At 59.9% G+C, this 24175-nt stretch carries 20 protein-coding genes; 10 read left to right on the top strand and 10 right to left on the bottom strand.

The features are described from left to right. Nucleotides 1-38 precede the first annotated feature (38 nt). The 4 genes from K5R33_RS12600 to K5R33_RS12585 all read right to left on the bottom strand — a co-directional run bounded on the left by K5R33_RS12600 (nt 39) and on the right by K5R33_RS12585 (nt 5280). Nucleotides 39-1691, bottom strand: coding sequence for an alpha-amylase family glycosyl hydrolase (locus tag K5R33_RS12600; protein WP_220749395.1), 1653 nt, complete (start codon nt 1689-1691; stop codon nt 39-41). Nucleotides 1692-1700: 9 nt separating this feature from the next. Further along, a complete protein-coding gene (locus K5R33_RS12595) occupies nt 1701-2843 on the bottom strand; it encodes a carbohydrate ABC transporter permease (protein ID WP_220749394.1) in 1143 nt (380 codons plus the stop codon). Further along, a complete protein-coding gene (locus tag K5R33_RS12590; RefSeq protein ID WP_220749393.1) occupies nt 2843-3820 on the bottom strand; it encodes a carbohydrate ABC transporter permease in 978 nt (325 codons plus the stop codon). The genes K5R33_RS12595 and K5R33_RS12590 overlap by 1 nt, the downstream gene beginning before the upstream one ends. A 104-nt stretch (nt 3821-3924) precedes the next feature. Next, nucleotides 3925-5280, bottom strand: a complete 1356-nt coding sequence (locus K5R33_RS12585; protein WP_220749392.1) for an ABC transporter substrate-binding protein — start codon at nt 5278-5280, stop codon at nt 3925-3927. Between the two features lie 283 nt (nt 5281-5563). On the opposite strand from K5R33_RS12585, the gene K5R33_RS12580 reads away from it, so the two are divergent. The 9 genes from K5R33_RS12580 to K5R33_RS12535 all read left to right on the top strand — a co-directional run bounded on the left by K5R33_RS12580 (nt 5564) and on the right by K5R33_RS12535 (nt 13937). Continuing rightward, a complete protein-coding gene (locus tag K5R33_RS12580) occupies nt 5564-6589 on the top strand; it encodes a substrate-binding domain-containing protein (protein WP_220749391.1) in 1026 nt (341 codons plus the stop codon). A 19-nt stretch (nt 6590-6608) separates the two neighbouring features. Beyond that, complete coding sequence (locus K5R33_RS12575; RefSeq protein WP_255576376.1) at nt 6609-7946, top strand: GH1 family beta-glucosidase; 1338 nt, start codon at nt 6609-6611, stop codon at nt 7944-7946. Nucleotides 7947-7952: 6 nt separating this feature from the next. Beyond that, nucleotides 7953-8912, top strand: coding sequence for a glucokinase (locus tag K5R33_RS12570; RefSeq protein ID WP_373314171.1), 960 nt, complete (start codon nt 7953-7955; stop codon nt 8910-8912). A 380-nt stretch (nt 8913-9292) separates the two neighbouring features. Then, entirely contained in the window at nt 9293-9664 is a 372-nt protein-coding gene (locus K5R33_RS12560; protein ID WP_220749388.1) for a response regulator, read from the top strand. 8 nt (nt 9665-9672) lie between these two features. Next, the gene (locus tag K5R33_RS12555; protein ID WP_220749387.1) at nt 9673-11865 is read left to right on the top strand and encodes a chemotaxis protein CheA; all 2193 of its coding nucleotides are present in this window, start codon (nt 9673-9675) and stop codon (nt 11863-11865) included. Further along, nucleotides 11862-12380, top strand: coding sequence for a chemotaxis protein CheW (locus K5R33_RS12550; RefSeq protein ID WP_220749386.1), 519 nt, complete (start codon nt 11862-11864; stop codon nt 12378-12380). The genes K5R33_RS12555 and K5R33_RS12550 overlap by 4 nt, the downstream gene beginning before the upstream one ends. Further along, nucleotides 12377-13225 carry a CheR family methyltransferase gene (locus tag K5R33_RS12545; RefSeq protein ID WP_220749385.1) on the top strand — a complete coding sequence of 283 codons (849 nt, stop codon included), beginning with the start codon at nt 12377-12379 and terminating at the stop codon, nt 13223-13225. Before K5R33_RS12550 ends, K5R33_RS12545 begins: the two co-directional genes overlap by 4 nt. Continuing rightward, a complete protein-coding gene (locus tag K5R33_RS12540; protein WP_220749384.1) occupies nt 13216-13602 on the top strand; it encodes a response regulator in 387 nt (128 codons plus the stop codon). Before K5R33_RS12545 ends, K5R33_RS12540 begins: the two co-directional genes overlap by 10 nt. 47 nt (nt 13603-13649) lie before the next feature. Beyond that, complete coding sequence (locus K5R33_RS12535) at nt 13650-13937, top strand: hypothetical protein (protein WP_220749383.1); 288 nt, start codon at nt 13650-13652, stop codon at nt 13935-13937. A gap of 1673 nt (nt 13938-15610) precedes the next feature. Here the strand turns inward: K5R33_RS12535 and K5R33_RS12530 are convergent. Together K5R33_RS12530 and K5R33_RS12525 are read right to left on the bottom strand one after the other, a co-directional pair. Next, complete coding sequence (locus K5R33_RS12530) at nt 15611-17425, bottom strand: ABCB family ABC transporter ATP-binding protein/permease (RefSeq protein WP_220749382.1); 1815 nt, start codon at nt 17423-17425, stop codon at nt 15611-15613. A gap of 63 nt (nt 17426-17488) precedes the next feature. Beyond that, a complete protein-coding gene (locus tag K5R33_RS12525) occupies nt 17489-18895 on the bottom strand; it encodes a LysM peptidoglycan-binding domain-containing protein (RefSeq protein ID WP_220749381.1) in 1407 nt (468 codons plus the stop codon). 107 nt (nt 18896-19002) lie between these two features. Between K5R33_RS12525 and K5R33_RS12520 the strand changes: the two genes are divergently transcribed. Then, nucleotides 19003-19542 (top strand): LOG family protein, encoded by a 540-nt coding sequence (locus tag K5R33_RS12520; protein WP_220749380.1) that lies wholly within the window; start codon nt 19003-19005, stop codon nt 19540-19542. Nucleotides 19543-19724: 182 nt separating this feature from the next. Here the strand turns inward: K5R33_RS12520 and K5R33_RS12515 are convergent, their stop codons facing one another. The 4 genes from K5R33_RS12515 to K5R33_RS12500 form a co-directional block, all read right to left on the bottom strand. Next, entirely contained in the window at nt 19725-20324 is a 600-nt protein-coding gene (locus tag K5R33_RS12515) for a superoxide dismutase (RefSeq protein WP_220749379.1), read from the bottom strand. 67 nt (nt 20325-20391) lie between these two features. Beyond that, nucleotides 20392-20880 (bottom strand): sarcosine oxidase subunit gamma, encoded by a 489-nt coding sequence (locus K5R33_RS12510; protein ID WP_220749378.1) that lies wholly within the window; start codon nt 20878-20880, stop codon nt 20392-20394. Beyond that, nucleotides 20873-23833, bottom strand: a complete 2961-nt coding sequence (locus K5R33_RS12505; RefSeq protein WP_220749377.1) for a sarcosine oxidase subunit alpha family protein — start codon at nt 23831-23833, stop codon at nt 20873-20875. The genes K5R33_RS12510 and K5R33_RS12505 overlap by 8 nt, the downstream gene beginning before the upstream one ends. After that, nucleotides 23830-24138, bottom strand: a complete 309-nt coding sequence (locus K5R33_RS12500) for a sarcosine oxidase subunit delta (protein WP_220749376.1) — start codon at nt 24136-24138, stop codon at nt 23830-23832. The genes K5R33_RS12505 and K5R33_RS12500 overlap by 4 nt, the downstream gene beginning before the upstream one ends. Between the last annotated feature and the right edge of the window lie 37 nt (nt 24139-24175).

Below are 24175 nucleotides of genomic sequence, written 5' to 3'. Positions count from 1 at the left end.
GTATTTTGGCCGGGGCCTGAAGGGGCCCCGACACGTCGTCAGGCGCTTTTCAACAGCGTGTATTGCCAGGGTCCCAGGCGCATCCCCCCTGCCCCGGTTGCGCGGCCAGGATCGGTGCCGCCGATCCCCTCCACAAAGGTCCAATCCCCTTCGGGCGGATGAACGCTGGCCGCATCGCCGCCCAGGTTGAAGGCGCAGAACCAGCGCGTTGTGCCGTCGCTGCGCACGAAATGGAGCAGATCCCCGTCGGCCTTCATCTGGCTCTGCTCGCCTTGGCGCAGGGCCGGTTCGCTGGCCCGCATCGCAATGACACGGCGGTAGTGGTGCAGCAGCGCATCCTCCCGCTCCTCTTGCAAAGCTACGGCATTGCCCAAGTGCTCATGGGCGACGGGCAGCCAGGGTTTCTCCTCCGAGAAGCCACCGTTCTGATTGCTCGCCTCCCAGACCATGGGCGTCCGACATCCGTCACGGCCCACGTACTCGGGCCAGAACTCGATACCATAGGGGTCTTGCAGGTCCTCGTAGGCGACGCGCGCTTCGTTCAGGCCGAGCTCTTCGCCCTGATACAGGCAGACAGACCCGCGCAGGCATTGCAGCAGCGTCGCGTAACAGCGCGCGCCCTGTTCGTCCAAGTTCCACCGGGTGACGTGCCGCGTGACGTCATGGTTGGACAGCGCCCAGCACGCCCAGCCATCGGGCGCAGCCGTCTCCAACTTGTCAAAGACCTCGACCACGCGCGGCGCGGTCAAAAGATCACCGGCGAGGAACTCAAAGGCATAACACATTTGAACGCCCTGCCCGTCGCGGGTGTATTCCCCCAGCAACTGCATCCCAAGCTGCGCGTCGCCCACTTCGCCGACCGCCGCCGTTCCAGGGTATTCGTCGAGCAGGTCGCGGAAGCGTTTCAGGAAATCCAAGTTCTCTGGCTGGTTCTTGGAATAGAGGTGTTCCTGGTGGTTATAGGGGTTCACCGCAGGCGCGATCGTGGCGTTGCGCTTTTCCGGCGGCAGGGCCGGGTTGTCGCGCAACTCCTTATCGGCGAAGTAAAAGTTGATCGTGTCTAGGCGGAAGCCGTCAACGCCACGATCGAGCCAGAACCGCGTCACATCCAGCAGCGCGTCTTGGACGTCCGGGTTGTGGAAATTCAGGTCCGGCTGGGACGACAGGAAGTTGTGCAGGTAATACTGCAACCGCCGCGCATCCCAGTGCCAGCCCTGCCCTCCGAAGATCGACAGCCAGTTATTGGGCGGCGTGCCGTCGGGCTTCGGGTCCGCCCAGACGTACCAATCCGCCTTGGGGTTGGAACGGTCGCTGCGGCTTTCCTGAAACCAGGGGTGTGCGTCTGAGGTGTGCGACAGAACCAGGTCAATCATGACGCGCAGGCCCAGACGGTGGGCCGTGGCGATCAGGCGGTCGAAATCCTCGAGCGTGCCGAACATCGGATCAACGTCGCGATAATCGCAGACGTCGTAGCCGAAGTCCTTCATGGGCGAGGTAAAGAACGGCGAAATCCAGATCGCATCCACACCCAGCGACGCCACATAGGGCAGCCGCTGTGTGATCCCGTTCAGGTCCCCGATGCCGTCGCCGGTCGTGTCCTGGAAGGAACGCGGATAGATCTGATAGATGATGCCGCCCTTCCACCAATCGAGATCGGTATCGGGCGACAATTGCATGGCAGTCGCAGTCATGCGGTTTTCCTATTTCACGGAGCCGGCCAGCAGACCGCGCACCAAGTAGCGTTGCATTGTGAAGAAGACGATCAAGGGCACGGCGATAGACACAAAGGCCGCCGCCGCCAAGATGCCCCAGTCGCCTCCCCGTGACCCCAACAGGTCGTCGGCAATCTTGACCGTCATGACCCAAGAGTCGGAGTTGGAGGGAAGGAAGACTTTCGCCACCAGCAGATCGTTCCACGTCCAAAGGAATTGGAAGATCGCGAAAGAGGCAAGTGCCGGAAAACTGAGCGGCAGGACGATCTTGGTGAAGACCTGGAAATCCGTAGCCCCGTCGACCTTCGCGCTTTCGATAATATCGCGCGGCAGGCCAACCATGTAGTTTCGCAACAGGTAGATGGCGAGCGGCAGGCCAAAGCCCGTATGGGCGAACCATATCCCGTAAAAGCTCTGCCCGATCCCAATGTCGTTGTGGAACGTCAGCATGGGGACGAGCGCCAGCTGCAAGGGCACGACCAGCAGGCCCACAATGACCGCGATGATCGTCCCTCGGAACGGGAAATCCATCCAGGCCAGGGCATAGGCCGCGAAGGCCGCGATCAGGATCGGAATGATCGTCGCTGGGATGGTCACCGTCAGCGTGTTGATAAAGGCCACGTCCATCCCGTTGGAAAACAGGATCGTCTCATAGTTGTCGGTTGAGAAGCTGGGCGGCACCTGCGTCCCGAAGTAGAGGGTCGGGTTCCGGCGAGGCGCGTCCTCGCCCGGATCGACATAGCGATAATCGCCGTTCGCCTCCATCGTCAGGGTGCGACCGCGGACCAATTCTCCGGTGGTACCGGGCTGGAACGCCGTGGGCTCCGCCCGGCGCCCACCAAAAGCCGTAACCGTGCCGGAGCCGTCTTCGCCGAACACGTTGCCTTCGATTACCCAACCATCGGGCGTCTGAGTGAATTCCCCTTCGGCGCCTGCCGCAAAATTCTGTTCCGTCGCAAAGGGCGCGTTCCACCAACCCGAGGAGCTGATCGCATCCCGGTCACGAAACGAACTGACGAGCAGGCCTACTGTCGGGATCAACCACAGAACCACCAGGAAGATCACAGAGAGGTTCGTGACGAGTGACAGCGAGCTTTTGGCGCCCGCGATACCGTCATCTGACACAGACATCAGCGCATCTCCTTTCGGGCTTGGGCGATATTCCAGACCATCACGGGCAGGACGATCAGCATAATGACAAAGGCCACTGCCGTGGCGCGCCCGTCATCGCGGAACATGTATTCCATCATGTAGCTGGGCAGGATCTGCGTGCCGAAGTTGCCGCCCGTCATGGTGTAGACGATATCGAAGACCTTCAGCACGAGGATCGTGATGGTGGTCCAAACCACGACGATGGTCCCCATGATCTGCGGCACCTTGATCTTGAAGAAAATCTGCACGGGGTTGGCGCCATCGATGATCGCGGCCTCAATGGTTTCCTCCGGGATGCCGCGCAGGGCCGCCGACAGGATCACCATGGCAAAGCCCGTTTGGATCCAGATCAGGATGACCATCAGGAAGAAGTTATTCCAGAACCCCACTTGGAGCGGATCAAGGGCGGACAAACCGAGTGTGTCTCGGATCGCGTTTATGATCCCAATCTCGGGGTCCACGGCATAGACGAACTTCCAGATGAGCGACGCGCCCACAAAGCTGATCGCCATGGGCATGAAGATCAGCGATTTGGCGATATTCCCCCAGGACAAGCGGTCGGTCAGTTGCGCAACCAGCAAGCCTAGGAAGGTCGCGGCGGCGGGTACGAACAGGACCCAAAGGAAGTTGTTGAACAGCGCCGTGCGAAACTCGCTATCGGCGAAGAGGGCGCCGTAGTTGCCCAGGGCGACGAACTCATCCCCGGACCGGTTGAAGAGCGACCGGTAAAAGCTGCCGAAAACGGGATAGACAAGATAGAGGCCGAGCGCCGCCAAGGCGGGCAACAGAAACAGCCAAGGTCTGACCGCGTTGGCGCGGTTAATGTTGCGCCCGGCGTCCTGTCCTTTGGCCGGAAAGATCACCCGGTCGAGGACCAAGTTGGACGCCCAGAAGTACCCGATACATCCACCGACGCCGATAATGACCGTCAAGATGCCCTGTAGGAGCGGGGACATAGCCGTTCCTCCCTCGTGATGGCTCAAACTGTGGGGGGCGACGCGCCCGGGCCTCCCCTCCCGGGCGCGTCTGATGGGTGGCTCTCACGCACACCCGGTGCGGATCAGTTCAGAGCGTCCCAACGCTCTTGAATACCCTTGGCCACGTCCTCGGCCGAAGCGCCGGTCACGTAATCGACCATGCCGGTCCAGAAGGCCCCTGCGCCGATCTCGCCAGGCATCAGGTCCGACGCATCAAATCGGAAAGTCGTGGCATTGGCAAGGATCTCACCCTGTGCGCGCAACGCGTCACTTTCATACGCGTCCAGGTTGACACCTGCATGGGCCGTGAGGAAGCCGCCTTGGGCCATCCAAAGCTCATGGGCGATGGGCAACTTCAGGAATTCGATCATCGCATTTGCGCCCTCAGAGGGGTTGGTGATCGAAAACAGCGTGCCCGCGCCCAGCACCGGAGAGCCGAGATCCTTTTCCGCGTAAGCTGGGAAGTAGAAGAAATCCACGTCCTCACCCTGCTCCGTGCCTTCGGGGAAGAAAGCCGGGATGAAGGACGCCTGGCGGTGCATGTAGCAAGCGGGCGGGATCTCGAACAAACCCGTGGGGCTGTCGCGGAAATCCGTGTTGGCGACAGCCTGGGCGCCACCGTTGACGTAGTCGTCGTTGCGGGCAAAGGCGCCGAATTCGTCGATGGCGGCAATGACCTCGGGGGCATCGAACGGCAGTTCGTTGGCGACCCAGGCGTCATAGGTTTCAGGCGGCTGGGTGCGCAGCATCAAGTCCTCAACCCAGTCCGTCGCGGGCCAGCCGGTTGCAGCGCCAGACCCCAGACCGATGCACCACGGCGTGCCCCCATCGGCGACGATCTGGTCGGTCAGCGCCTTCAGGTCTTCCATGGTCTCGGGAATGTCGTAGCCGTTCTCATCGAACGCGGCGGGCGAGTACCAAACGAGCGATTTCAGATCGACGCGGTAGAACATGCCATACAGATCTTCGGAGCCGTCCTCACCGGCATAGGTTCCCAGGTCGACCCAGGATTGCCCGGCGGCGAAATTCTCGGCGACCCAATCGGCGGTCCCCTCGGGCAGCGCCGTCAACAGGCCCTGGCTCGCCATGTCCGCGGCCAAACCAGGCTGCGGAAACACGGCGAGGTTGGGCGCGGACCCTGCACGGGCAGAAATCACGATGTCCTGCTCAAAGCTGTCGGACCCGGAGTAATTCACCTCCGCGCCGGTCGCATCAGCGAAGAAGGCCATGATCACGTCGAACTTGGCCTTTTCGTCGCCGGTCCAAGGCCCGGTTACGGTCACCGACTGCCCCGTCAGGTCGGTCGCCTCGGCAAAAGCGGTGTAGCTGTCCCAGTCAAACGGGCCTTCGCCCGGTGTGAACGCGGCGGTATGGCCATCCGCATAGGCCGCCCCCGACAGGATCACCGCGATAGCAGTGCTGCTCGCAAGATTTTTCATGTATCCTCCCAAGCGACCCCTTTCGGCCGCGCTTCTTTGCCGTTTCCCGGCGCTCTCCCAAGGCAGTAGCGATCTTGCCAAACCGCTTTGAGTAGACAGAATGTCCTTCCCTTTTGCGCTAATGTCAACGCTAACGTAGCGTGGGTCCTTTGGCCTTATGGTTCTTTTTCCTGTTGCGTCTTGGGCGCGGTTTAGGGCACCTCAAAAGGGGAATCGACGCGACTGCGTCGAAAATCCAAACCGATTTGGTGGCCATGCGCCACCAACGACGGAGCGACGACGCGTGAACCTGAGGGAATTTTCAGAGCTATTGGGACTGTCGCCAACGACGGTCAGTCGGGCTCTGGGCGGCTATCCCGAAGTCAAGGAAGAGACGCGCCGCAAAGTGACCGAGGCCGCGCGGCAGCACGGCTATAAGCCAAACCGGCGGGCGGCCTCCTTGGCAACGGGCCGTGCCATGGCGATCGGTCATGTGATTCCCACATCCCTTAATCACGAGATGGTGAACCCGGTGTTCGCCGATTTTCTCGCGGGCGCGGGCGAGGTTTATTCCAAGGCGAACTACGACATCATTCTATCGGTGGTCAGTGACGGCGACGAAGTGCGGGCCTATCGACAAATGGCCTCCACCGGGAGTGTTGATGGCATTATCGTCCATGGGCCGCGCACAAATGATGCGCGCATCGCGCTGATCCAGGACACGGGGCTTCCCTTCGTTGTCCATGGGCGGGCTCCGGTCGAAGCGGCGCCTTACAGCTTCGTCGATGTCGACAACCTCCGGGCGTTTCGCCGGGCGACCGATCTCCTTCTGGATCTGGGGCATCAGCGGATCGGTCTGCTAAATGGGCACCTCATCATGGATTTCGCGCGGCGGCGGCGGGATGGCTACTGCGCCGCCCTAGAGGCCCGTGGGACCACCGTTCGGTCGGAGTTCCAGTTCGCCGGAGAAATGTCCGAGCGCAATGGATACGCCGCCGCGCGTCAAATGCTGCGCCTGCCGTCGCCGCCGACGGCGTTCTTGGTGTCTTCGTTGATCATGGCCATCGGCGCCCGCCGCGCCATCCACGAAGCGGACCTGACACTGGGACGGGACGTGTCCGTCGTCACCCACGACGACATGCTCGGCTATCTCAGCAACGGCGACGATGTCCCGATCTTCACCGCCACCCGGTCCTCCGTCCGCGCCGCAGGCCGTCGGTGCGCCGAAATCCTTTTGGAGCAGGTCGCGGATCGGACCCTACCCCCGGTTCAGGAGATCTGGGAAAGCGAATTGATCATGGGGGCCTCAACCGGTCCCGCCCTGTCCTAAGCTTCTGCCGGAGCCTCCTATGACCCGTTCCGACCTGCGCGACGCCTTGTCCGTGACCCGCTCTGATTTTCCGTCAGACTTCCAATTTGCTGTCGCCACGTCGGCCTATCAAATCGAAGGTCATGCGCATGGTGGTGCGGGGCCGACGCACTGGGATGCCTTCGCCCGTGTTCCGGGCAAGGTTGATCGCGGTGAAGACGGCGCCCTGGCTTGTGACCATTTCCACAGGTGGGCCGAGGATTTGGACCTGATCGCTGAGGCCGGGTTTGACGCCTATCGGTTTTCCACGTCTTGGGCACGGATCATGCCCGATGGCCGCCAGTTGAACGAAGCTGGTCTCGATTTCTATGACCGCCTCGTGGACGGAATGCTGGAGCGTGGGATCAAACCCATGGCCACGCTATATCATTGGGAACTGCCCCAAGCCTTGTCCGAGCGCGGCGGTTGGACCAGCCGAGAAATTCCGGAGCGGTTCGCGGAGTTTAGCGCCCGGGTGGCCCGGCGCCTGGGGGACCGGCTCTGGTCTACGGCCCCCGTGAACGAGCCTTGGTGCGTCGCCTGGCTGAGCCACTTCCACGGCTATCACGCGCCCGGTCTGGCGGATCTGACGGCGGCGGCCCGCGCCATGCATCACGTCGGTTTGGCCCATGGTCTGTCGATCCAAGCCCTCCGCGCCGAGGGCGTCCCAAACCTAGGCGCTGCCTGCAACATGGAATACGCCCTGCCCGCCACCGACCGCGACGCCGACCGGCAGGCAGCCGACATCTATGACGGGATCTACAACCGCTGGTTCGTCGGCGGCATGGTCAAAGGGATATACCCCGAGGACATTGTCGACGGTTTGTCTGACCATCTGCCAGATGGCTGGCAGAATGACTTGAAGATCATTTCGGAACCCATTGATTGGATGGGCATTAACTACTACACCTGCAAGCGGATCGCGCGGGCGAATGCTCCGTGGCCCGCCTATACCGAGCGGGAGGGGCCGCTGCCGAAAACGGACATGGGGTGGGAGATTTGCCCCGACGGGCTGGACTGGCTGATCCGCCGTACGGTGACGGACTACACCGGCGACCTGCCCCTGTTCATCACGGAGAACGGCATGGCGAACGCCGACCAAGTCGCGGTGCCGGATCTGGCGCGGATCGACTACCTTGACCGTCACCTGGAGCGGATGAAGACGATGGTGGAGGACGGGATCCCCCTGAAGGGCTACACCATTTGGTCTTTGCTGGATAACTACGAATGGACCTTGGGCTACGACAAACGCTTTGGCCTCGTCCACGTGGATTTCGATGACTACACCCGAACCCCTAAGGCAAGCTATCACGCGGTCCAACGGGCCCTGGCAGCGTAAGGATTGATGATGAGCGACTCCCTGTATCTGCTGGCCGATGTGGGTGGCACCAATACGCGTGTCGCCATGGCCCGTGGCCGTCGCGTTTTGCCCGAGACGATCCGCCGCTATCGCAACCGAGAATATGCGAACCTGGCCCCGGTCCTCCGACAGTACCGGATCGACGAAGGGGGCACGGCCCCCGATGGGGCCTGTGTGTGCGTGGCCGGTCCCGTCGCGAACGGTGTGGGGGAATTGACCAACCTCGATTGGTCCATCGACACGGCACGGCTGGCCGAGGCCACGGGCGCCACCCGGGGGGCTATTCTGAACGATTTGCAGGCTCAGGGACATGCCCTTGGATACCTGGAGGACTCCGCCTGTGAATCGGTCGTCGACGGCCCCGAGGCACCCTCTGGCGCGCGGCTGGTGATCGGCATCGGGACGGGTTTCAACGCGGCTCCGGTCCATGACACCCCCTCGGGGCGGTTTGTGCCCCCTTGCGAAGCCGGACACGCGAACCTGCCCATCCGAACCGAGGCAGAGCTGCGCCTGTGCACCTTTGTGTCGAACGCGCACGGTTTTCCGGCCGTCGAGGACGTGCTGTCCGGTCGCGGGTTGGAGCGTGTTTACCGCTGGCTGTCCCATGAAGCTAGCGGGACCGACGAATACCTTGCTGCTGAGATTATGGCGCGCGTGGACAGCGACCCGCGCGCCAAGGCAGCCGTTCAGCAATTCATCCGCGTGATGGGCACGGTCGCTGGCAACCTGGCTTTGATCCATCTTCCCCTCGGGGGTGTTTACCTGGTCGGCGGGGTGGCCCGGGCGATGGCGCCCCATCTGCACGAGATGGGCTTTGCGGAAGCCTTCCGCGACAAGGGACGATTTGCCGGATTCATGACAAACTTTCCGGTGTCTTTGGTCGTCGATGATTTTGCCGCCCTGACTGGATGCGCCGCCTATCTTGCGGAGCAAGAGACCGGGTGAGCGTAACGTTTTCTTAGGGGACATGGGGGTAAGGCTGCGGGGACGTTTTCACAAAGCCGGAGTCCCACGGTGCCGCACCCTCACCCATCCGCTTCCTCGACCGCGACGATGGTTCTTCCACCGCGGGTCGATATCGCCTCTGCAGGCGACGTTCGGACTTGGTTTTTAGATCTGACCACGGATGCCAGGCTTGATGCCTCGTCAGTCGAGGTTGTCACGACGCCGGGCTTGCAAGTCCTCATGGCTGGGCGCGATCACCTAAACCGACAGTCGCTTAGATTAACGATCGATGCGCCGTCGGCTGCTTTCCTGTCCTGCCTTCAGGCGTTGGGCACGCCCCTGGTCCGCCTAACATCTGATTGCCAGTCGGAGACCGCGTGATGCACGTCCTGGCCATCGATGACAGCCGTACGATCCGCGACATGGTGCGCCTGACCCTCGAACGGGAAGGGATTGAGACGACCATGGCGGAGGATGGGCTGCACGGGATTGAGGTATTGGAAGGGTTGCCGGCCAAGCCAGATGCGATCCTCACGGACGTCAACATGCCGCGCCTAGACGGCTTTGGCTTTATCGAACGCGTGCGGCAGCTTGAGGCCTTCGCGGGGATCCCGATCCTCGTGCTCACAACCGAAAGTGCCAAAGAACTAAAGCAACGCGCGCGCGCCGCCGGTGCCACGGGGTGGATCGTTAAACCCTTCGATCCTGCGCGTCTTGTTGTGGCGCTGCGCACGGTGACAGGGCTGCGCTGATGTCGGGAATGGATGAGATCAAGGCCACGTTCTTTGAAGAATGTTCCGAATTGCTGGAGCAATTGGAAGCCGGGCTGCTGGCGCTCCAATCCGGCCAGCAGAACGCCGATACGGTCGACGCCGTATTTCGTGCTGTCCATTCGATAAAGGGCGGCGCGGGCGCGTTCGATCTTGGGGATCTGGTCACCTTTGCCCATGGGTTCGAAACGGTCTTGGACGGCTTGCGCACCGGGCGGTTGGAGCCAACGAGCGACGTAACCGCAACCTTGTTGCGTGCCAGTGACCGCTTGGGCGATCTGGTATCATTGTCGCGGGATGGCACCTCCCAGGGCTGTGATCTGCCCCCGGATTTGGTCGCTTTGGCTGCCTCCTTGGACCAGACAGAGGATCCGACGCTTCAAGAGGAGTCCTTTGGGCTCGAACCAGTGTTTCAACCCATCCCCCTTGACCTTGGTATGCCCGAGGCAAACGACGCCAATGACTTTGAGCTGTTCGAGGGCGCGGGTCTGCCTCAGCAATCGCACTTGGCGCCCCGCGAGCACACGGGAACATGGGTCATAACCTTTGATCCCCTGCCCGACCTATTGGATAGCGGCAATGAGCCCCTGTTCCTGTTCAGAGCTTTGGAAGTCCTTGGACAGATTAAGGTTTCTGCGCGCGATGACGACCTGGCGTGTCTGGAAGATATGGAACTCAACGTGGCACGGCTCCGCTGGCGGATCCTTTTGATACCGTCGGCACAGGACCTAACCGAGACGGAAATCGAGAGCGTCTTTGAGTTCGCAAGCGACCTCTGTGTCTTGACGATCCACCGCGCTACCGAGGAGACCGTCGCGCCCGAATGTGACTGGCCCGCGCCATCACCGGAAGCACCATCCGCCATGTCTGAGACCCGACCCGACCCGACCATGCGTGACACGGGCGGAGCGCTTGCATCTGCTCCGCCAGTCCCGGAAAGCATTCCAAAACCTGCGTTTTCTTCAACAATACGCGTGGACCTCGAACGGATTGACCGGTTGGTGAATCTTGTCGGTGAGTTGGTGATAACCCAGTCCATGCTTGCACAGAGCATCCAACGGGACAGCCTGGACACACATTCCCAGTCCGTGTCTGAGTTGGATGATCTCCAACAATTGACTAGAGATATTCAAGACAGCGTTATGGCAATTAGGGCCCAACCTGTCCGCTCCCTGTTCCAGCGTATGACGCGAATTGTACGCGAAGCCGCCCAAATGACCGGCAAAGACGTTCAGCTAGAAACCGAAGGAGATGCGACAGAGATCGACAAAACCGTCGTCGAACGGCTCGCCGATCCGCTGACCCATATGATCCGCAATGCCATCGACCATGGGTTGGAGGGTGCGGACGAACGGATCGCCGCAGGAAAGGGGCCGACGGGGCGCATCCGTCTATCCGCGCGGCAACAGTCCGACCGCGTTATCATCGAGGTGAGCGACGATGGGCGCGGCATAAACCGATCACGTGTTCTGGCCCGCGCCATGGAGCGAAACCTCGTAAACCAGACGTCCGAGTTGAGCCCAGGAGAAATTGATCGTCTGCTGTTCTTGCCCGGATTCTCAACGACCGATGGTGTGTCGGCAATTTCCGGACGAGGCGTCGGGATGGACGTTGTGCAGCGATCCATTCGGGATCTGAACGGCACGATCTCCATAGCCTCCGAAGATGGACAGGGCTGCACGCTGTCCATAAGCCTACCGCTGACGCTCGCCATTCTTGACGGGATGATTGTTCGCACGTCCGAGCAACGAATGGTCATACCGTTGTCAGCAATCGTCGAGACGCAAACGGTCTCAACCGCGCGAATTCAATCACTCGGCTCCGACCGGCGCGTCGTTAAGCTGCACGACCGCTTCGTCCCCATCGTTAACTTGGCCATGGGCATGGGGTTCGATCATCCCATGGTCGAGGGCAATGGCCAACTCTCAGAAGATAGCGCACTGCTTTTCGTCAAAGCAGACGATCTCGCCCCTTTCGCTGTCCAGGTCGATGCGATCGAAGCGCAGCGGCAAGTCGTGATCAAGGGACTCGGTGACAGCGTTGGGCGTGTCCCCTGTGTGTCGGCGGCTACAATCCTCGGGGACGGCCAAGTCGCGCTCATCGTCGATCCAAGCGGGCTCGCCACGACCAATGGACTTGGCACCGGACAATCAATCAGCACTCCGGAGATGCGTCTACAATGACGAGTGAAACCATATCAGCAGATCCAGATATCGCTACGGACGAGACAGAGCCTCTCTCGTCACGCTTCAACCGGCAGCTCCTGACATTTAAATGTAGCGGACGCGGATTTGCTGTGGACATTATGGACGTGCGCGAAATTCGAAGTTGGAGCCGACCTACGCCACTTCCACACGCACCGCCCCACATGCTTGGCATGGTAAACCTACGAGGATCCGTCCTCCCAGTTACGGACCTCGCACAAAGACTGGGCCAAGCACCGACCGAAGACCGCCAGCGCAATGTGATCATAGTGATCCAGAAGAAGGATCGCGTGCACGGCCTACTTGTAGACGCGGTCTCCGACATCGTCACGCCCTCACCAGATCAGTTGCAGGACGTACCGCCCATCGTTGGCGGCAACGCGCCTGCGCTTGCGGATTTCCTCTTCGTTATCGACGAGGAAATGATCCAAGTTCTATCGATGGACTCGATCCTGCCGGAAGAAGGCGGGGGCGTGCGGGACATGAATGAATGAAACCAATGGCCGAAGCTGACTTCCAGATGATTTCTGAAATTGCGCGGAAAGAAGCTGGCTTATTCTTCCCTATCACGAAACGCGTATTCGTGTCATCTCGCCTGCAACGACGTTTACGCGCTACAGGACGACCTAGTTTCTCTGAATATGCACGGTTCTTACTTCGCTCAGACCCAGTTTCCGCACAGGAGCGCAAGGAACTCGTCTCAGCGTTAACAACAAACGTAACTGGAATATTTAGAGAACCCCATCATTTTGACATTCTATATCGCCTACTCCAAAAAAAAAGCTCAGACCAGTCGGGCCTCCGACGTCCAATAAGAATTTGGTCGGCGGGTTGTTCTTCGGGCGAGGAAGCCTTCTCAATCGCCGCAACCTGCCGACTTGTTTTTGGGCCCCAATGGTCCGATCATGTTCGTATTTTAGGCACGGACATCGACGAAACGGTACTGCGTCGCGCTGTAAACCTTGGGGAAAACCAATTTATACTTAAGCGCCTGCAATCTGGAGTGGCCCACCTAACCGGAAATTGTCGTGGAACGAGCGACTTGACGATTTCCGACCTTAACTACGGAATAACCTTTATGCGGCAGAATGTTCTGGTGCCTCTCCCAGTCTCCCGCCCGTTCGATGTCATATTTTGTCGGAACGTGATGATATATTTCGCACCGGACATTCAATCGCGCGTGCAATTGCAGTTGAAGGACCGCCTTGCGGACGGTGGATTGCTTCTATTGGGACACTCCGAACGACTCTTGGCGCCCTCACCGGACATTCAGTTGATAGGCGCAACCTCGTACATTAAATCGACCAACAAGATCAACGGAGACGATGCATGCCTCTGAGGGATATGTTAAAAGTTCTCGTCGTTGATGACATGTCAACTAGTCGGGGTATTCTACTACAGGCACTCGACGGGTTAGGTGTCAGAAACGTTGAATATGCGGAAGACGGTAAAGCTGGAATGCAAAGGGCTCGCGAAAGTCTACCGCATCTTGTAATTTCCGATCTCTATATGCCAGAACTTAATGGTTTACAGTTACTGCAACACTTGCGCCATGATCCGTCCACACGAAAAGTAGGTTTTATTCTCGTGACTGGTCGCAGCAACAGGAGTGTCATCGACACTGGTCGCAAACTCGGAATGAACAACTTTCTAGCTAAGCCCTTTACAAAGGCTGACATGAAGACTTCCATTGAAGCCGTTGTAGGCCGCCTGTGACTTTTCTGAATGCGTTGCGGGCGACGACGATTTCAGAGGAGTGCCGAATGGCATCAAAGCAACTTAAGTTGCTTCAAAACGAACTATCAAGTGTTATCAAATATGCCGACAAGCCAGAAAAACTAATGCACTCCATCCAATATTTGGACTCCATTGAACAAACCATGGCAGATCTTGGAAATTTGTTTTCAGAACTTGCGCAAGCTACTGACGGCGAAGAAGACCTTTGGGAAGACGCGCTAACCGTTGTCCAACAAAGCGCGCTGCGGTCGAGACTTAAAGACCTACCAATTGAAGGGAAGAATGACGAGGATTCTGTTGAACTATGGATCTAACTTGACGGAAACATAATCAATCGAAGAAACTTAACAATAAGTCTGACTTGAGAGTTGTAGTTTATTCCGTATGTCGCCATTCTATCCTTATAAAGACAGCTTTAAGTGGCCTGTGATATTTAGCAGTTCTTAAAAAATGACTCTTTTTCTTTGCCGTAAGCATGAAGCCATACGTTCTGAGGAAGTGGTAGCGCCTTATGACCTCTGCTCGCATCAAAACATCGATTCAACACTTCGTCGCAGATTTTGAGCGTGTCGAGAGCATCCTTTGAGATCTTGGTTCAGCTAGCCTGGATTGCGACAGTGCGGTTCGCGCTTCTCGCTTTGAAAGGGCTTGCACCAAGTTTACGTCCCCAACGGCGTCTTGAATGTGGAGATACAGCGAAGGCCGCAAATAGGTTGGAGGTCGCAAAGGCACGATTTTCTAAAGAATGCGCAAATCGATAGACGGATGGATACAGGTCATTACAGAGAAGTTCAGTAGAGTTTTGCCTATCTGCGCAAACCAACTCTACCAGGTTCGAGAAATGGTCCATCTAACCGCATAGTCCCAGGCCACGTAGCGGAACCTAGTCACGTGACGTTACACTTAGGCGGCACTGGCAGCAACGGCGGGATTGTCGACGTAGGCCAAAAATTCATTGTGATCTATTATCTCAAGGGTCAGCGCTCCTCTGGGTACAGTCCTGATGGGAGAGATTGCTGTAACCATTCGGCAATGCTAGCTCATTGCAAAGAAGACTGCTGGCGAAGCTATTTGCAGCGCAATGGCTCAACGGTTGACTTCACTTGAACGCTATTGGGCCGAGAGGCAATGAGCAATAGCATTGCGAAGCAACAGGAAAAGATACTCGGCGTCGTAGTCCTCGTAGATTCGCTGTTGATACTCCAGACTACGGCAGTTTCCATCGGCTTCCGGTTCCTCTTCTGATTGCAGGCGCTGCGTTCCTGGTAAACGGATACAACACGATGCAGTCGCCATTATCCCCTTGCCTATTTAGAACAGTGCCTGAAGTAAGTTCGATGCAATGCACATATATGGCTTGAATTCTTGATTTTTGTCTTCGTCGATAGGATGATAGCACTTTTCGTCGACGGATACCTACGGCCTTCTCCAATCATTTCTTTAAGCTCCGCCACGTCAGTCTTTTGATCGATTGTTATTCATGGACGAAGGCGCCTTACTTGGGTCCTTTCTGAACCATCCAGTGTTTCAGTTTGGACTGCTAAAATCTTACTTTCTTTCGTCGGTGCACCTCGGACTTGCTATGTGGCAATGCTTGGATTGCTACTCATAGGACATAGCGTTGCTGATCGAGTGCCGAGAATTTATTTTTGACGCCAAGCGCTGCCGGGCATTCCTTCATATCCCACACTTATCTATAAAATTGCGCAACACGTCTTCTGACGGGTAATGAATGATTTACCTTTTCGGAAGCCTTTTCTTTTAACTGTGACGCTCAGGAACCGAAAAACGAGTCGACTACTTTTTTAGGATCTTCTAGTAGTGCAGGCCAAGGCGGGTTTCCGTCGGGTAAGAATAGCGCGCAAGGCTGTTCGTCGTATCAATGATTTCCCCAGTCAGCTTTCGTCAGTCAATTGCAACGGAAATCTCCGCCCGATGTCCCACCGTCGCGAAGGCGCCTGCCCCCCGGGCACAGCCAATCAAGACGCTATGCCGCGTCGGCCTCGTCCTGTTGGCGCCGCCAGAGGCTGGCGTATCGACCGTTGCGGGACAGCAGATCTTCGTGGGTCCCCTCTTCGACGATGCGCCCGGCCTCTAGGACAACGATGCGGTCTGCCCCGACAATCGTCGACAAACGGTGCGCGATTGTGATCACGCTCCGGCCCTGTGACATGGTGTGGAGCGCATCCTGGATCTCTGCCTCGGTTTCGCTGTCGAGCGCCGATGTCGCCTCGTCCAGCAAAAGGATCGGGGGATTCTTGAGCAGTGTCCGGGCAATCCCAACGCGCTGCTTCTCGCCACCAGATAGCTTCAACCCACGCTCGCCGACTGTGGTGTCGTAGCCATCGGGCAAGGCGCGAATGAAGTCGTCGATCTGCGCCGCCTTGGCAGCGGCTTCAATCTCGGAGTGTGACGCGTCTGGACGACCGTAAGCGATGTTGTACCGGATCGTGTCGTTGAACAGCACCGTATCCTGGGGGACGACGCCGATCTGCGCGTGCAGACTCTCTTGCGAGACGGAGCGGACATCCTGACCGTCGATCTCAACGGCGCCAGATTGCACGTCATAAAAGCGAAACAACAAACGGCCGATTGTCGATTTGCCGGAGCCAGACGGGCCAACGACCGCCACCGTTTGACCAGGACCAACGGTCAGATCGATGCCCTGCAAGATCGGCCGCGCAGCGTCATATCCGAAATGCACATTCCGCAGGGAAATGCTGCCCCCCGTCACAGACAACACACGGGCGTCTGGCGCGTCTTTTACATCGGGTGGTTGTTCCAGCAGACCAAACATTTCGCCCATATCCACCAGCGCCTGGCGGATTTCGCGGTATACCGTCCCGAGAAAGTTGAGCGGCATCGTGATTTGGATCATGTAGGCGTTGACCATGACGAAATCGCCAACGGTTAAGGTGCCATTCTGCACGCCAACAGCGGCCATGACCATGACCGCGACAAGCCCTCCGGTGATCAGGATCGACTGGCCAAAATTCAGAAACGCCAGGGAATAGGACGTGCGCAAGGCCGCCGCCTCATAGAGACGCATCGCGCCGTCATATCGCTCTGCCTCCCTCCGCTCGGCGCCGAAATACTTAACAGTTTCGAAGTTTAGCAGGCTATCGATTGCCTTCTGATTGGCGTCCGTATCCTGGTCGTTCATCTCTTTGCGGATTCGAACGCGCCACTCCGTGACCTTAAAGGTAAAGGCCACATAGGCCGCGATCGTCACGATCACGACCACCAGATACCAAATATCGAAAACCGCCCACAGGATGATCGCAATCATCAGCAGTTCCAGGACCAGCGGACCGATAGAGAACAACAAAAACCGCAGCAGGAATTCCACACCTTTGACGCCGCGCTCGATGATCCTACTGAGGCCGCCCGTCTTGCGCGTGATGTGATAGCGCATGGAGAGGCGGTGTATGTGGATGAACGTCTCGGAGGCGAGCGTCCGCAGCGCCCTCTGCCCCACCCGTGCGAAGATCACATCCCGAAGCTGCTGAAAGCCCACATTCATGGCCCGCGCCAGCCCGTAGACAACCGTCAGAGCCACCGCGCCAGCACCCAGCGTCCAAGCCGGGGTTGGCGTATCGCCGGTCAAGGCATCCACGGCGGCCTTGTAGAAGAATGGCGTCGAAACAGCGATGAGCTTGGCCAAGACCAACATGGCGAGGGCCGCAACAACCCGGCGCTTCACCCAAGGTTTGTCATCCGGCCAAAGATACGGCGTCACGCGCCAAATGATCGACCAAGCCCCGGCTGGGACCTCAGTCGTCGTCAATGTCGTTCGCCGCATAACCGCCCCAGGTTCTTTCCTGTTTGGGACCCTACGCAGGCGAGGGATCAAAGGAAAGCCGCGTCAATCGTTTGCGGGCAAGGCAAAGACCTGACCGGGGTAGATTAGGTCCGGATCGCGGATAAGAGAGCGATTCGCCTCGAACAACTGCACGTATTGAACGCCGTTCCCAAAGTATCCCTCGGATATCGCCCAGAGCGTATAGCCGGGTTGCACCGTGATGGCGGTTGCCCCATCCCGACGCAATTGCGCTGCGATCTCCGGGGCTGTCCTCTGGAAGGGTGTTTCGACGCGTTCTTCCACGGCCCCGTCTTCGGCGACCGCATCCACGCGCAACGTGTAGACACCCGTATCCACGTCTGGCAGCACCGATGACCAGGCACCAGTCCGGTCGACCTGGACCGTTTGTACCGGGCGATTGTCCAAGTAGATCCGCAATTCGCTGTCTTGCGCCGCGCGGCCCGTCAAACGGACGTCGCCATCATCATCATAGGAAATCGCGTCGATCCCCAAGTCGACCACAGCCTCGGGGGGCGACGCTGGGGCCTCGGTCAGAAGACTGACGCCCGACGGTCCCGCGCGGAACAACCTGGGCGCTATCGGCGCGCTTGGCGGGGCCGCAGCGACCTGAATGTTGGACGGCGTTGTCGCCTCAACGCCCGGCGCGGCGGGAGTCGGACGCGCAACATCATCGGTGGGTTGCGGTTGTGGCGCGGCCACGGGGCTGGACGCGGGTGCCTCCGCAAAGGGCTCCTGTGGCGTGCTGAGTCGTTCCGTCCCTGCTTCGCCTTGCAGGGTCAACGCCGGTGCTGATCCGTGTGAGGACGGGGATCGAGGCGGTTCAGGGGCTTGAGCAATGGCCTGGGGACCCGGTCCGGGCGCCTCAACCTCTTTAACCTGTTGCGTTTCATTGGGCGCCGCGACCGGTGCCGCCTCCGCCTCGGCCACGTCCTCAGTTGCCGTCACGGGCTCATCGAGCGCGGGCGGCAGGGGCGCTGTCGGCGCAATAATCACGCTGTCATCGGCTTGGGTCACAGATCCTTCGGCGTCCGCCACCTCCAGGGTGAGAACGCCCGGCGCCTCCAAGGTTGGCAGGTCAAACAGGCTTACGAAGTTCCCGCTGGCATCGGTCCGGGCCGTGGCCACCTCTGCGCCATCGAGGCGAAGGGTCACGTCGCTCGCCGCTGGCCCACTGCCCGCGATCACAGTTGCGCCTGCGGCATCTACCCGAACGATGTCCATCTGCGGCACATCGGCGGTCTCTGGCGCCGTGGGGGTTTGTTGTGGCTGGGGTGCTGGGGTCGGAACAGTGCCGGCGCCGGCGACAATAGGCGTTTCCGCAGGACCGTCGCCAGAGGGCAGATCGGCGCTCCTGTCCCCGTCGTCTTGCGACAAACGGACGGCAAAACCGGCCATCCCGACGGCCGCCACGCCAACAAAGGCAAACACTGGCCAGAGCGCGTTTGACATCATATCCCCAGGTCTTTCGCCGCGCGGTTGCACCCGCACCGGCGGACCTTATCAATCGCCAAACGTGGGGTCAAAACCACAACATCGTGTGGACATCTGGGGGATCAATGGAAACGTCTGTCTGTGTATATTGCGGGTCTCGCGATGGGGCATCACCCGCCTTTGCGGCGGAGGCCGAGGCCTTGGGTGCAGGGATCGCCGCCCGTGGCTGGCGCCTGGTCTATGGCGCGGGAGACGTAGGTTTGATGGGCCGTGTGGCCCGCGCGGTGCAAGCCGGGGGTGGCGATACCTTCGGCGTGATTCCCGCGCATCTACGATCGTTGGAGGTGGGCAAAGAGGATCTTACGCGCTTCGTGGTGACCGAAACCATGCACGAGCGCAAGAAGGTCATGTTCATGAACGCCGATGCCGTTGTCGTCTTGCCGGGCGGCGCTGGCACCCTGGATGAGTTCTTTGAGGTGCTCACCTGGCGACAGTTGGGCCTGCACGCGAAACCGATCATCCTAGTCAATACCGAAGGGTACTGGGATGCGCTTTGGGAAGCGGTCGAATCCGTTGTCAGCCAGGGCTTTGCGGACGGCAGCCTGCTCAGCTTTGTCCAGATTGTGCCCGATGCGGCCGCTGCCCTGGCCGCTCTGGAGGGTTAGGCAGCGGCCACCAAAGCAAACGGTACGGGATGGTTCATACATCGTCGCGATGGCGTTCACTTCATGGCGGTGGCGTACTACACAATGGCCTCCGACAGCCCCTAAAGACGGGTACAAACCCCTCAAACGAAATAGAAAAGGGGGCCGAAGCCCCCTTCCCTATCATTCGCATGATCCTGTGATCACATGCGCGACGCAACGTTTTCCCAGTTGACCAGGTTGTCCAGGAAGTTGGTCAAATACGCGGGACGCTTGTTGCGGAAGTCGATGTAGTAGGAGTGCTCCCACACATCGCAGCCCAGCAGAGCCGTTTGCCCAAAACAAACGGGGTTCACGCCATTCTCGGTCTTGGTGACCTTCAGGCCGCCATCCGTGTCCTTCACCAGCCAGGCCCAACCCGACCCGAACTGACCCGCGCCAGCGGCCGAGAACTGCGACTTGAACTCATCAACGGAGCCGAAGCTGTCGACGATGGCGCTTTCCAACTCGCCAGGCATGGCGCTGTCACCGGGGCCCATCATTTCCCAGAACTGGTTGTGGTTCCACAACTGGCTGATGTTGTTGAAGATCCCGTTCTGGGCCACGGCGCTCGCATCGTAGGTACCCTTGATGATCTCTTCCAGGGAATTCCCTTCCCACTCGGTCCCCGCGATCAGCTTGTTGCCGTTGTCCACATAGGCCTTGTGGTGCAGGTCGTGGTGATATTCCAACGTCTCCTTTGACATGCCCTTCGCGGCCAGCGCGTCGTGTGCATAGGGAAGGTCGGGAAGGTCGAATGCCATGGTGGCCCCCTTGGTCAGGTGATTGTCTTCGACCGTGTAAGTGAGCGCGTCAGTACGCCGCGTCAAGTCAGGCGGCGGCGTTCTCCAACAACTCCTGAACATAGACGGCCACCGACCGAAAGCAGACCAGGCGATAGCCATCGGCATGGCGCCAAAACGCGGCGGGCACCTGTGCCAGGCGCGTTCGGCGCACCTCCGCGTCCGCGAGGGCGGCGAAATCGACAGGGGCAAGTTTGGATAAGACGGCCTGCGGGTCTCCGCCTTGGAGGTCGAACACAGCGCGGGCGTCGCTGACCACGGCCACCGTCGCAAATTGGCCATCCAGGGCCGCCATGGCACGGGCGGCTAGCTCAGGCGCGTCGCTGTGATCACAAATCACTAGAAACTCGTCCGGCGACATCCATAGGACCGCGCGTCCACCTGCCGTTACCATCAAACGCTGATCTGGCAAGTCCAATCCGAGGACCGATTCCACAGTCGGCGCCAAGACCTCGACCGCGCCTCGCAGGGTGATCATGCCGAGCGCATCGACCCGATCAATGCGCACATCAGACATTCTGCTTCTCCCCCTCGGGATCGTAGAAGACGGGCGAGACGATCCGCGCCTCGACAGGCCCCTGCCCGATCCGCGTGAAGCGGAGCACGTCTCCCATGCGGTCCGGCCCCCGCGCGACCAGGCCCATGGCAATCCCCCGATCTAGTGTGGGCGAATAATACGTGGAGGTCACGCGCCCCTCGGTCCGGGTTTGGCCATTGGCATTCGTCCCTTCACCAATGGCATAGGCACCCTCTTCCAGAACCGATCCATCAAGCGTTTCCAAGCCGACCAGTTTCCAACGGTCGGGCTTGTGAAACGCCACGCGCTCCTGGCCTCGCTTGCCCAGGTAGTCGTCTTTCACCTTGGAGATCGCCCAGTCCAGACCCAGGTCCTGGGGAACGACGGTGCCATCCGTCTCATCCCCGATCATGATGAAGCCCTTTTCGGCCCGCAGCACATGCAGCGCCTCGGTGCCATAAGGCGTCACGTCATGGGCCTGCCCCGCCTCCCAAAGCGCGTCCCAAAGGGCCTGCCCTTGGCCCGCGGTTAAGGCGATCTCATAGGACAATTCGCCAGAGAAGCTGATGCGAAACACCCGGACTTGGAACCCGCCCAGCGTCCCGTCCGCCCACCCCATGAATGGCAAGGCGTCGGCGCTGACGTCCATGCCGCCCAGGGTCTCCAGAACGGCGCGCGCCTTTGGGCCGACGACCGCGATCTGGGCGAATTGCTCGGTCAGGTTGACGGTATGGACCTGCCAATCCCACCATTCGCATTGCAGCCAATCCTCCATCCAGCCGTGGATGTGATCGGCGCCTCCGGTTGTTGTGTGGCACAGCCAAGTCTGGTCATCGATGCGCGCAACAACACCGTCATCCATCAGGAATCCGTTCTCGTCACACATCAGCCCGTAGCGGCAGCGACCCGGCTTTAAGGTACTCATTTTGTTGGTGTAAAGCATATCCAGGAACCGCCCCGCGTCAGGTCCCCGCACCAGGATCTTACCGAGCGTTGAGGCATCCAACATCCCGAGACTGCTTCGCGTGGCGCGCACCTCCCGCGCGACGGCTTCAGCGTGCGTTTCATGCCCTTGTGGATAGCAATAGGGCCTGCGCCATTGACCCACCGGCTCCATGTAGGCCCCCCGTGCCTCGTGCCAGTCGTGGATCGGTGTGCGCCGCAGGGGTTGGAACAACGACCCGCGCGCCTCTCCGCCCAAGGCGCCGATGGTAACCGGAGTGTAGGGCGGGCGAAATGTCGTGGTGCCCACGTCTGGAATGGCCGTGTCTAGCCGGTCAGACAAGACCGCCAACCCGTTGATGTTACTGAGTTTCCCCTGGTCCGTCGCCATTCCCAGGGTGGTATAGCGCTTTGCATGCTCGACGCTTTCGAACCCCTCCTGAGCCGCCAGTCGGACATCGGACACCTTCACGTCGTTCTGGTAGTCGAGCCACATTTTGGCGCGCAGTTGCCGGTTCGCTCCCTGGGGCATGACCCAGACCGGCAGGATGGGCGCCTCAACCACGGTCTCACAACTGGCTGCTGTGGCGCCCACCGCTTGGGCGGCGTCGTTAAGCACCTCTTGTGGCGTCAAGGCGCCTGAGGCCGCCCCGACAGCGGTGACAAAGCCCTGCCCGTCTGCGCCAAGCGGCGGCCTCTCGGGATCCGGTCGGAACATCGCACGGTCCGCATCCCACCAAAGCTTGCCACCACAATGGGACCAGAGATGCACCACGGGCGACCAGCCCCCAGACATGGCCACGCAATCGCAGGCGATTTCCTGCATGACCGCGCCCTCACCTGCCTGGAGGCACACGGCGACGCCGCGGACCCGGTCCCGCCCCAGGACCTTCGCAATCCCTCTGCCCGTGTGAACAGTGACACCTAAGTCTTTGATATATCTAATAAGGGCGCTGTCTGGATCCGGGCGCGCGTCTAGAATGGCAGGCACACGCAAACCAGCGTCGACCAGGACCTTGGCGGTGCGGTAGGCATCGTCGTTATTGGTAACGATGACCGTCCTGTCGCCCACGGAAACGCCGTAGTTGACGACGTAGTCGCGGAGGGCCGAGGCCAGCAAAACCCCTGGCACATCGTTGCCAGCAAAGCTCAAAGGGCGTTCCAGCGCTCCGGTGGCTGTGATCACACGGTCGGCGCGGATGCGCCAGACGCGCTCACGAGGGCCTTGGGCCTGGAGCCGTTCCGTGCAGAGGACGTATCCGTGGTCGTAAACCCCAGACCCCTCGCAGTTCTGCACCAAGGTCACATTATCATAGGTATCAAGGCGTTGGATAGCGTTCTTAACCCAAACGCTGGCGTCCTGCCCGTCGAGCGTCACACCATCCACGGGCGCCCGTCCGCCCCAGTGGCTACTGCGCTCCACCAAGATCACGCGCGCGCCCTGCTCCGCCGCGCCCAAGGCCGCCGTCAGCCCTGCGATCCCTCCGCCAACCACGAGGACGTCGCAGAAGGCATATCGGAACTCATAGCGGTCGGCGTCAGGCTCGGTCGGCGCGGGCCCCAGGCCGGCAGCCTTGCGGATGAATGGCTCAAACAGGTGCTTCCACAGGGGGCGCGGATGCATGAATGTCTTGTAATAGAACCCGGCGGGCAGCAGGCGCGCGGCGACATCGTTGATCTGCCCGATATCAAAGGCGAGTGAGGGCCAGGCGTTCTGGCTCCGCGCGGTCATCCCGTCGATTAAGGGCACGTCCGTAGCGCGGGCGTTGGGCGTGAACCGGCCCGCCTCGCCAACAGACAGCAAAGCATTGGGTTCTTCAGGACCGGAGGCCACGACGGAGCGTGGGCGATGGTACTTAAAGCTGCGCCCCATCACCAATTGACCGTTGGCCAACAGCGCGGAGGCAATCGTATCGCCCGCATAGCCCCGCATTTGGCGTCCGTCGAAGGTAAAGCTGCGCGGGGCACTCCGGTCGATGAGGCGACCGCCGGTGGTCAAACGTGTGCTCATCCCCGCCCCCTGTCTGCAATTCGCGCAAAGATGTCGGCGGGGGGTTCAGATGTTTGTGCCGGGTACGTCCCGTAGACCTCAAGGGTCGCGCTGTCGCGGGCCGCAAGGAACCACTTTCCGCAGCCATAGGCGTGCCGCCAGCGTTCGAAATGAACGCCCTTCGCGTTGTTTCTCAGAAAAAGGTAGGCTTCGAAACTTGCGTCATCGGAGCCTGGGCCGAACCGTTTGAGATGCGCCTCACCCCCTGGGGAGAGTTCGGTTTCCTCACCGTTCAGACCGCAGTAGGGGCAGCGCAGGATCAGCATGGCTGCACCGCCACAGCACCGCGCGAGGGCCCTGTTG

Origin of the sequence: Jannaschia pagri (assembly GCF_019655435.1) — a bacterium.
Taxonomy (GTDB): domain Bacteria; phylum Pseudomonadota; class Alphaproteobacteria; order Rhodobacterales; family Rhodobacteraceae; genus Jannaschia; species Jannaschia pagri.
Note: the sequence above shows the minus strand (reverse complement) of the source record. Positions and strands in the feature narration are given on the sequence as shown.

Bases quoted from the DNA above. Each gene is read 5' to 3' on its own strand.
- K5R33_RS12600 (WP_220749395.1), bottom strand. From the start codon at position 1,691: ATGACTGCGACTGCCATGCAATTGTCGCCCGATACCGATCTCGATTGG.
- K5R33_RS12595 (WP_220749394.1), bottom strand. From the start codon at position 2,843: ATGTCTGTGTCAGATGACGGTATCGCGGGCGCCAAAAGCTCGCTGTCA.
- K5R33_RS12590 (WP_220749393.1), bottom strand. From the start codon at position 3,820: ATGTCCCCGCTCCTACAGGGCATCTTGACGGTCATTATCGGCGTCGGT.
- K5R33_RS12585 (WP_220749392.1), bottom strand. From the start codon at position 5,280: ATGAAAAATCTTGCGAGCAGCACTGCTATCGCGGTGATCCTGTCGGGG.
- K5R33_RS12575 (WP_255576376.1), top strand. From the start codon at position 6,609: ATGACCCGTTCCGACCTGCGCGACGCCTTGTCCGTGACCCGCTCTGAT.
- K5R33_RS12570 (WP_373314171.1), top strand. From the start codon at position 7,953: ATGATGAGCGACTCCCTGTATCTGCTGGCCGATGTGGGTGGCACCAAT.
- K5R33_RS12560 (WP_220749388.1), top strand. From the start codon at position 9,293: ATGCACGTCCTGGCCATCGATGACAGCCGTACGATCCGCGACATGGTG.
- K5R33_RS12555 (WP_220749387.1), top strand. From the start codon at position 9,673: ATGGATGAGATCAAGGCCACGTTCTTTGAAGAATGTTCCGAATTGCTG.
- K5R33_RS12550 (WP_220749386.1), top strand. From the start codon at position 11,862: ATGACGAGTGAAACCATATCAGCAGATCCAGATATCGCTACGGACGAG.
- K5R33_RS12545 (WP_220749385.1), top strand. From the start codon at position 12,377: ATGAAACCAATGGCCGAAGCTGACTTCCAGATGATTTCTGAAATTGCG.
- K5R33_RS12540 (WP_220749384.1), top strand. From the start codon at position 13,216: ATGCCTCTGAGGGATATGTTAAAAGTTCTCGTCGTTGATGACATGTCA.
- K5R33_RS12535 (WP_220749383.1), top strand. From the start codon at position 13,650: ATGGCATCAAAGCAACTTAAGTTGCTTCAAAACGAACTATCAAGTGTT.
- K5R33_RS12530 (WP_220749382.1), bottom strand. From the start codon at position 17,425: ATGCGGCGAACGACATTGACGACGACTGAGGTCCCAGCCGGGGCTTGG.
- K5R33_RS12525 (WP_220749381.1), bottom strand. From the start codon at position 18,895: ATGTCAAACGCGCTCTGGCCAGTGTTTGCCTTTGTTGGCGTGGCGGCC.
- K5R33_RS12520 (WP_220749380.1), top strand. From the start codon at position 19,003: ATGGAAACGTCTGTCTGTGTATATTGCGGGTCTCGCGATGGGGCATCA.
- K5R33_RS12515 (WP_220749379.1), bottom strand. From the start codon at position 20,324: ATGGCATTCGACCTTCCCGACCTTCCCTATGCACACGACGCGCTGGCC.
- K5R33_RS12510 (WP_220749378.1), bottom strand. From the start codon at position 20,880: ATGTCTGATGTGCGCATTGATCGGGTCGATGCGCTCGGCATGATCACC.
- K5R33_RS12505 (WP_220749377.1), bottom strand. From the start codon at position 23,833: ATGAGCACACGTTTGACCACCGGCGGTCGCCTCATCGACCGGAGTGCC.
- K5R33_RS12500 (WP_220749376.1), bottom strand. From the start codon at position 24,138: ATGCTGATCCTGCGCTGCCCCTACTGCGGTCTGAACGGTGAGGAAACC.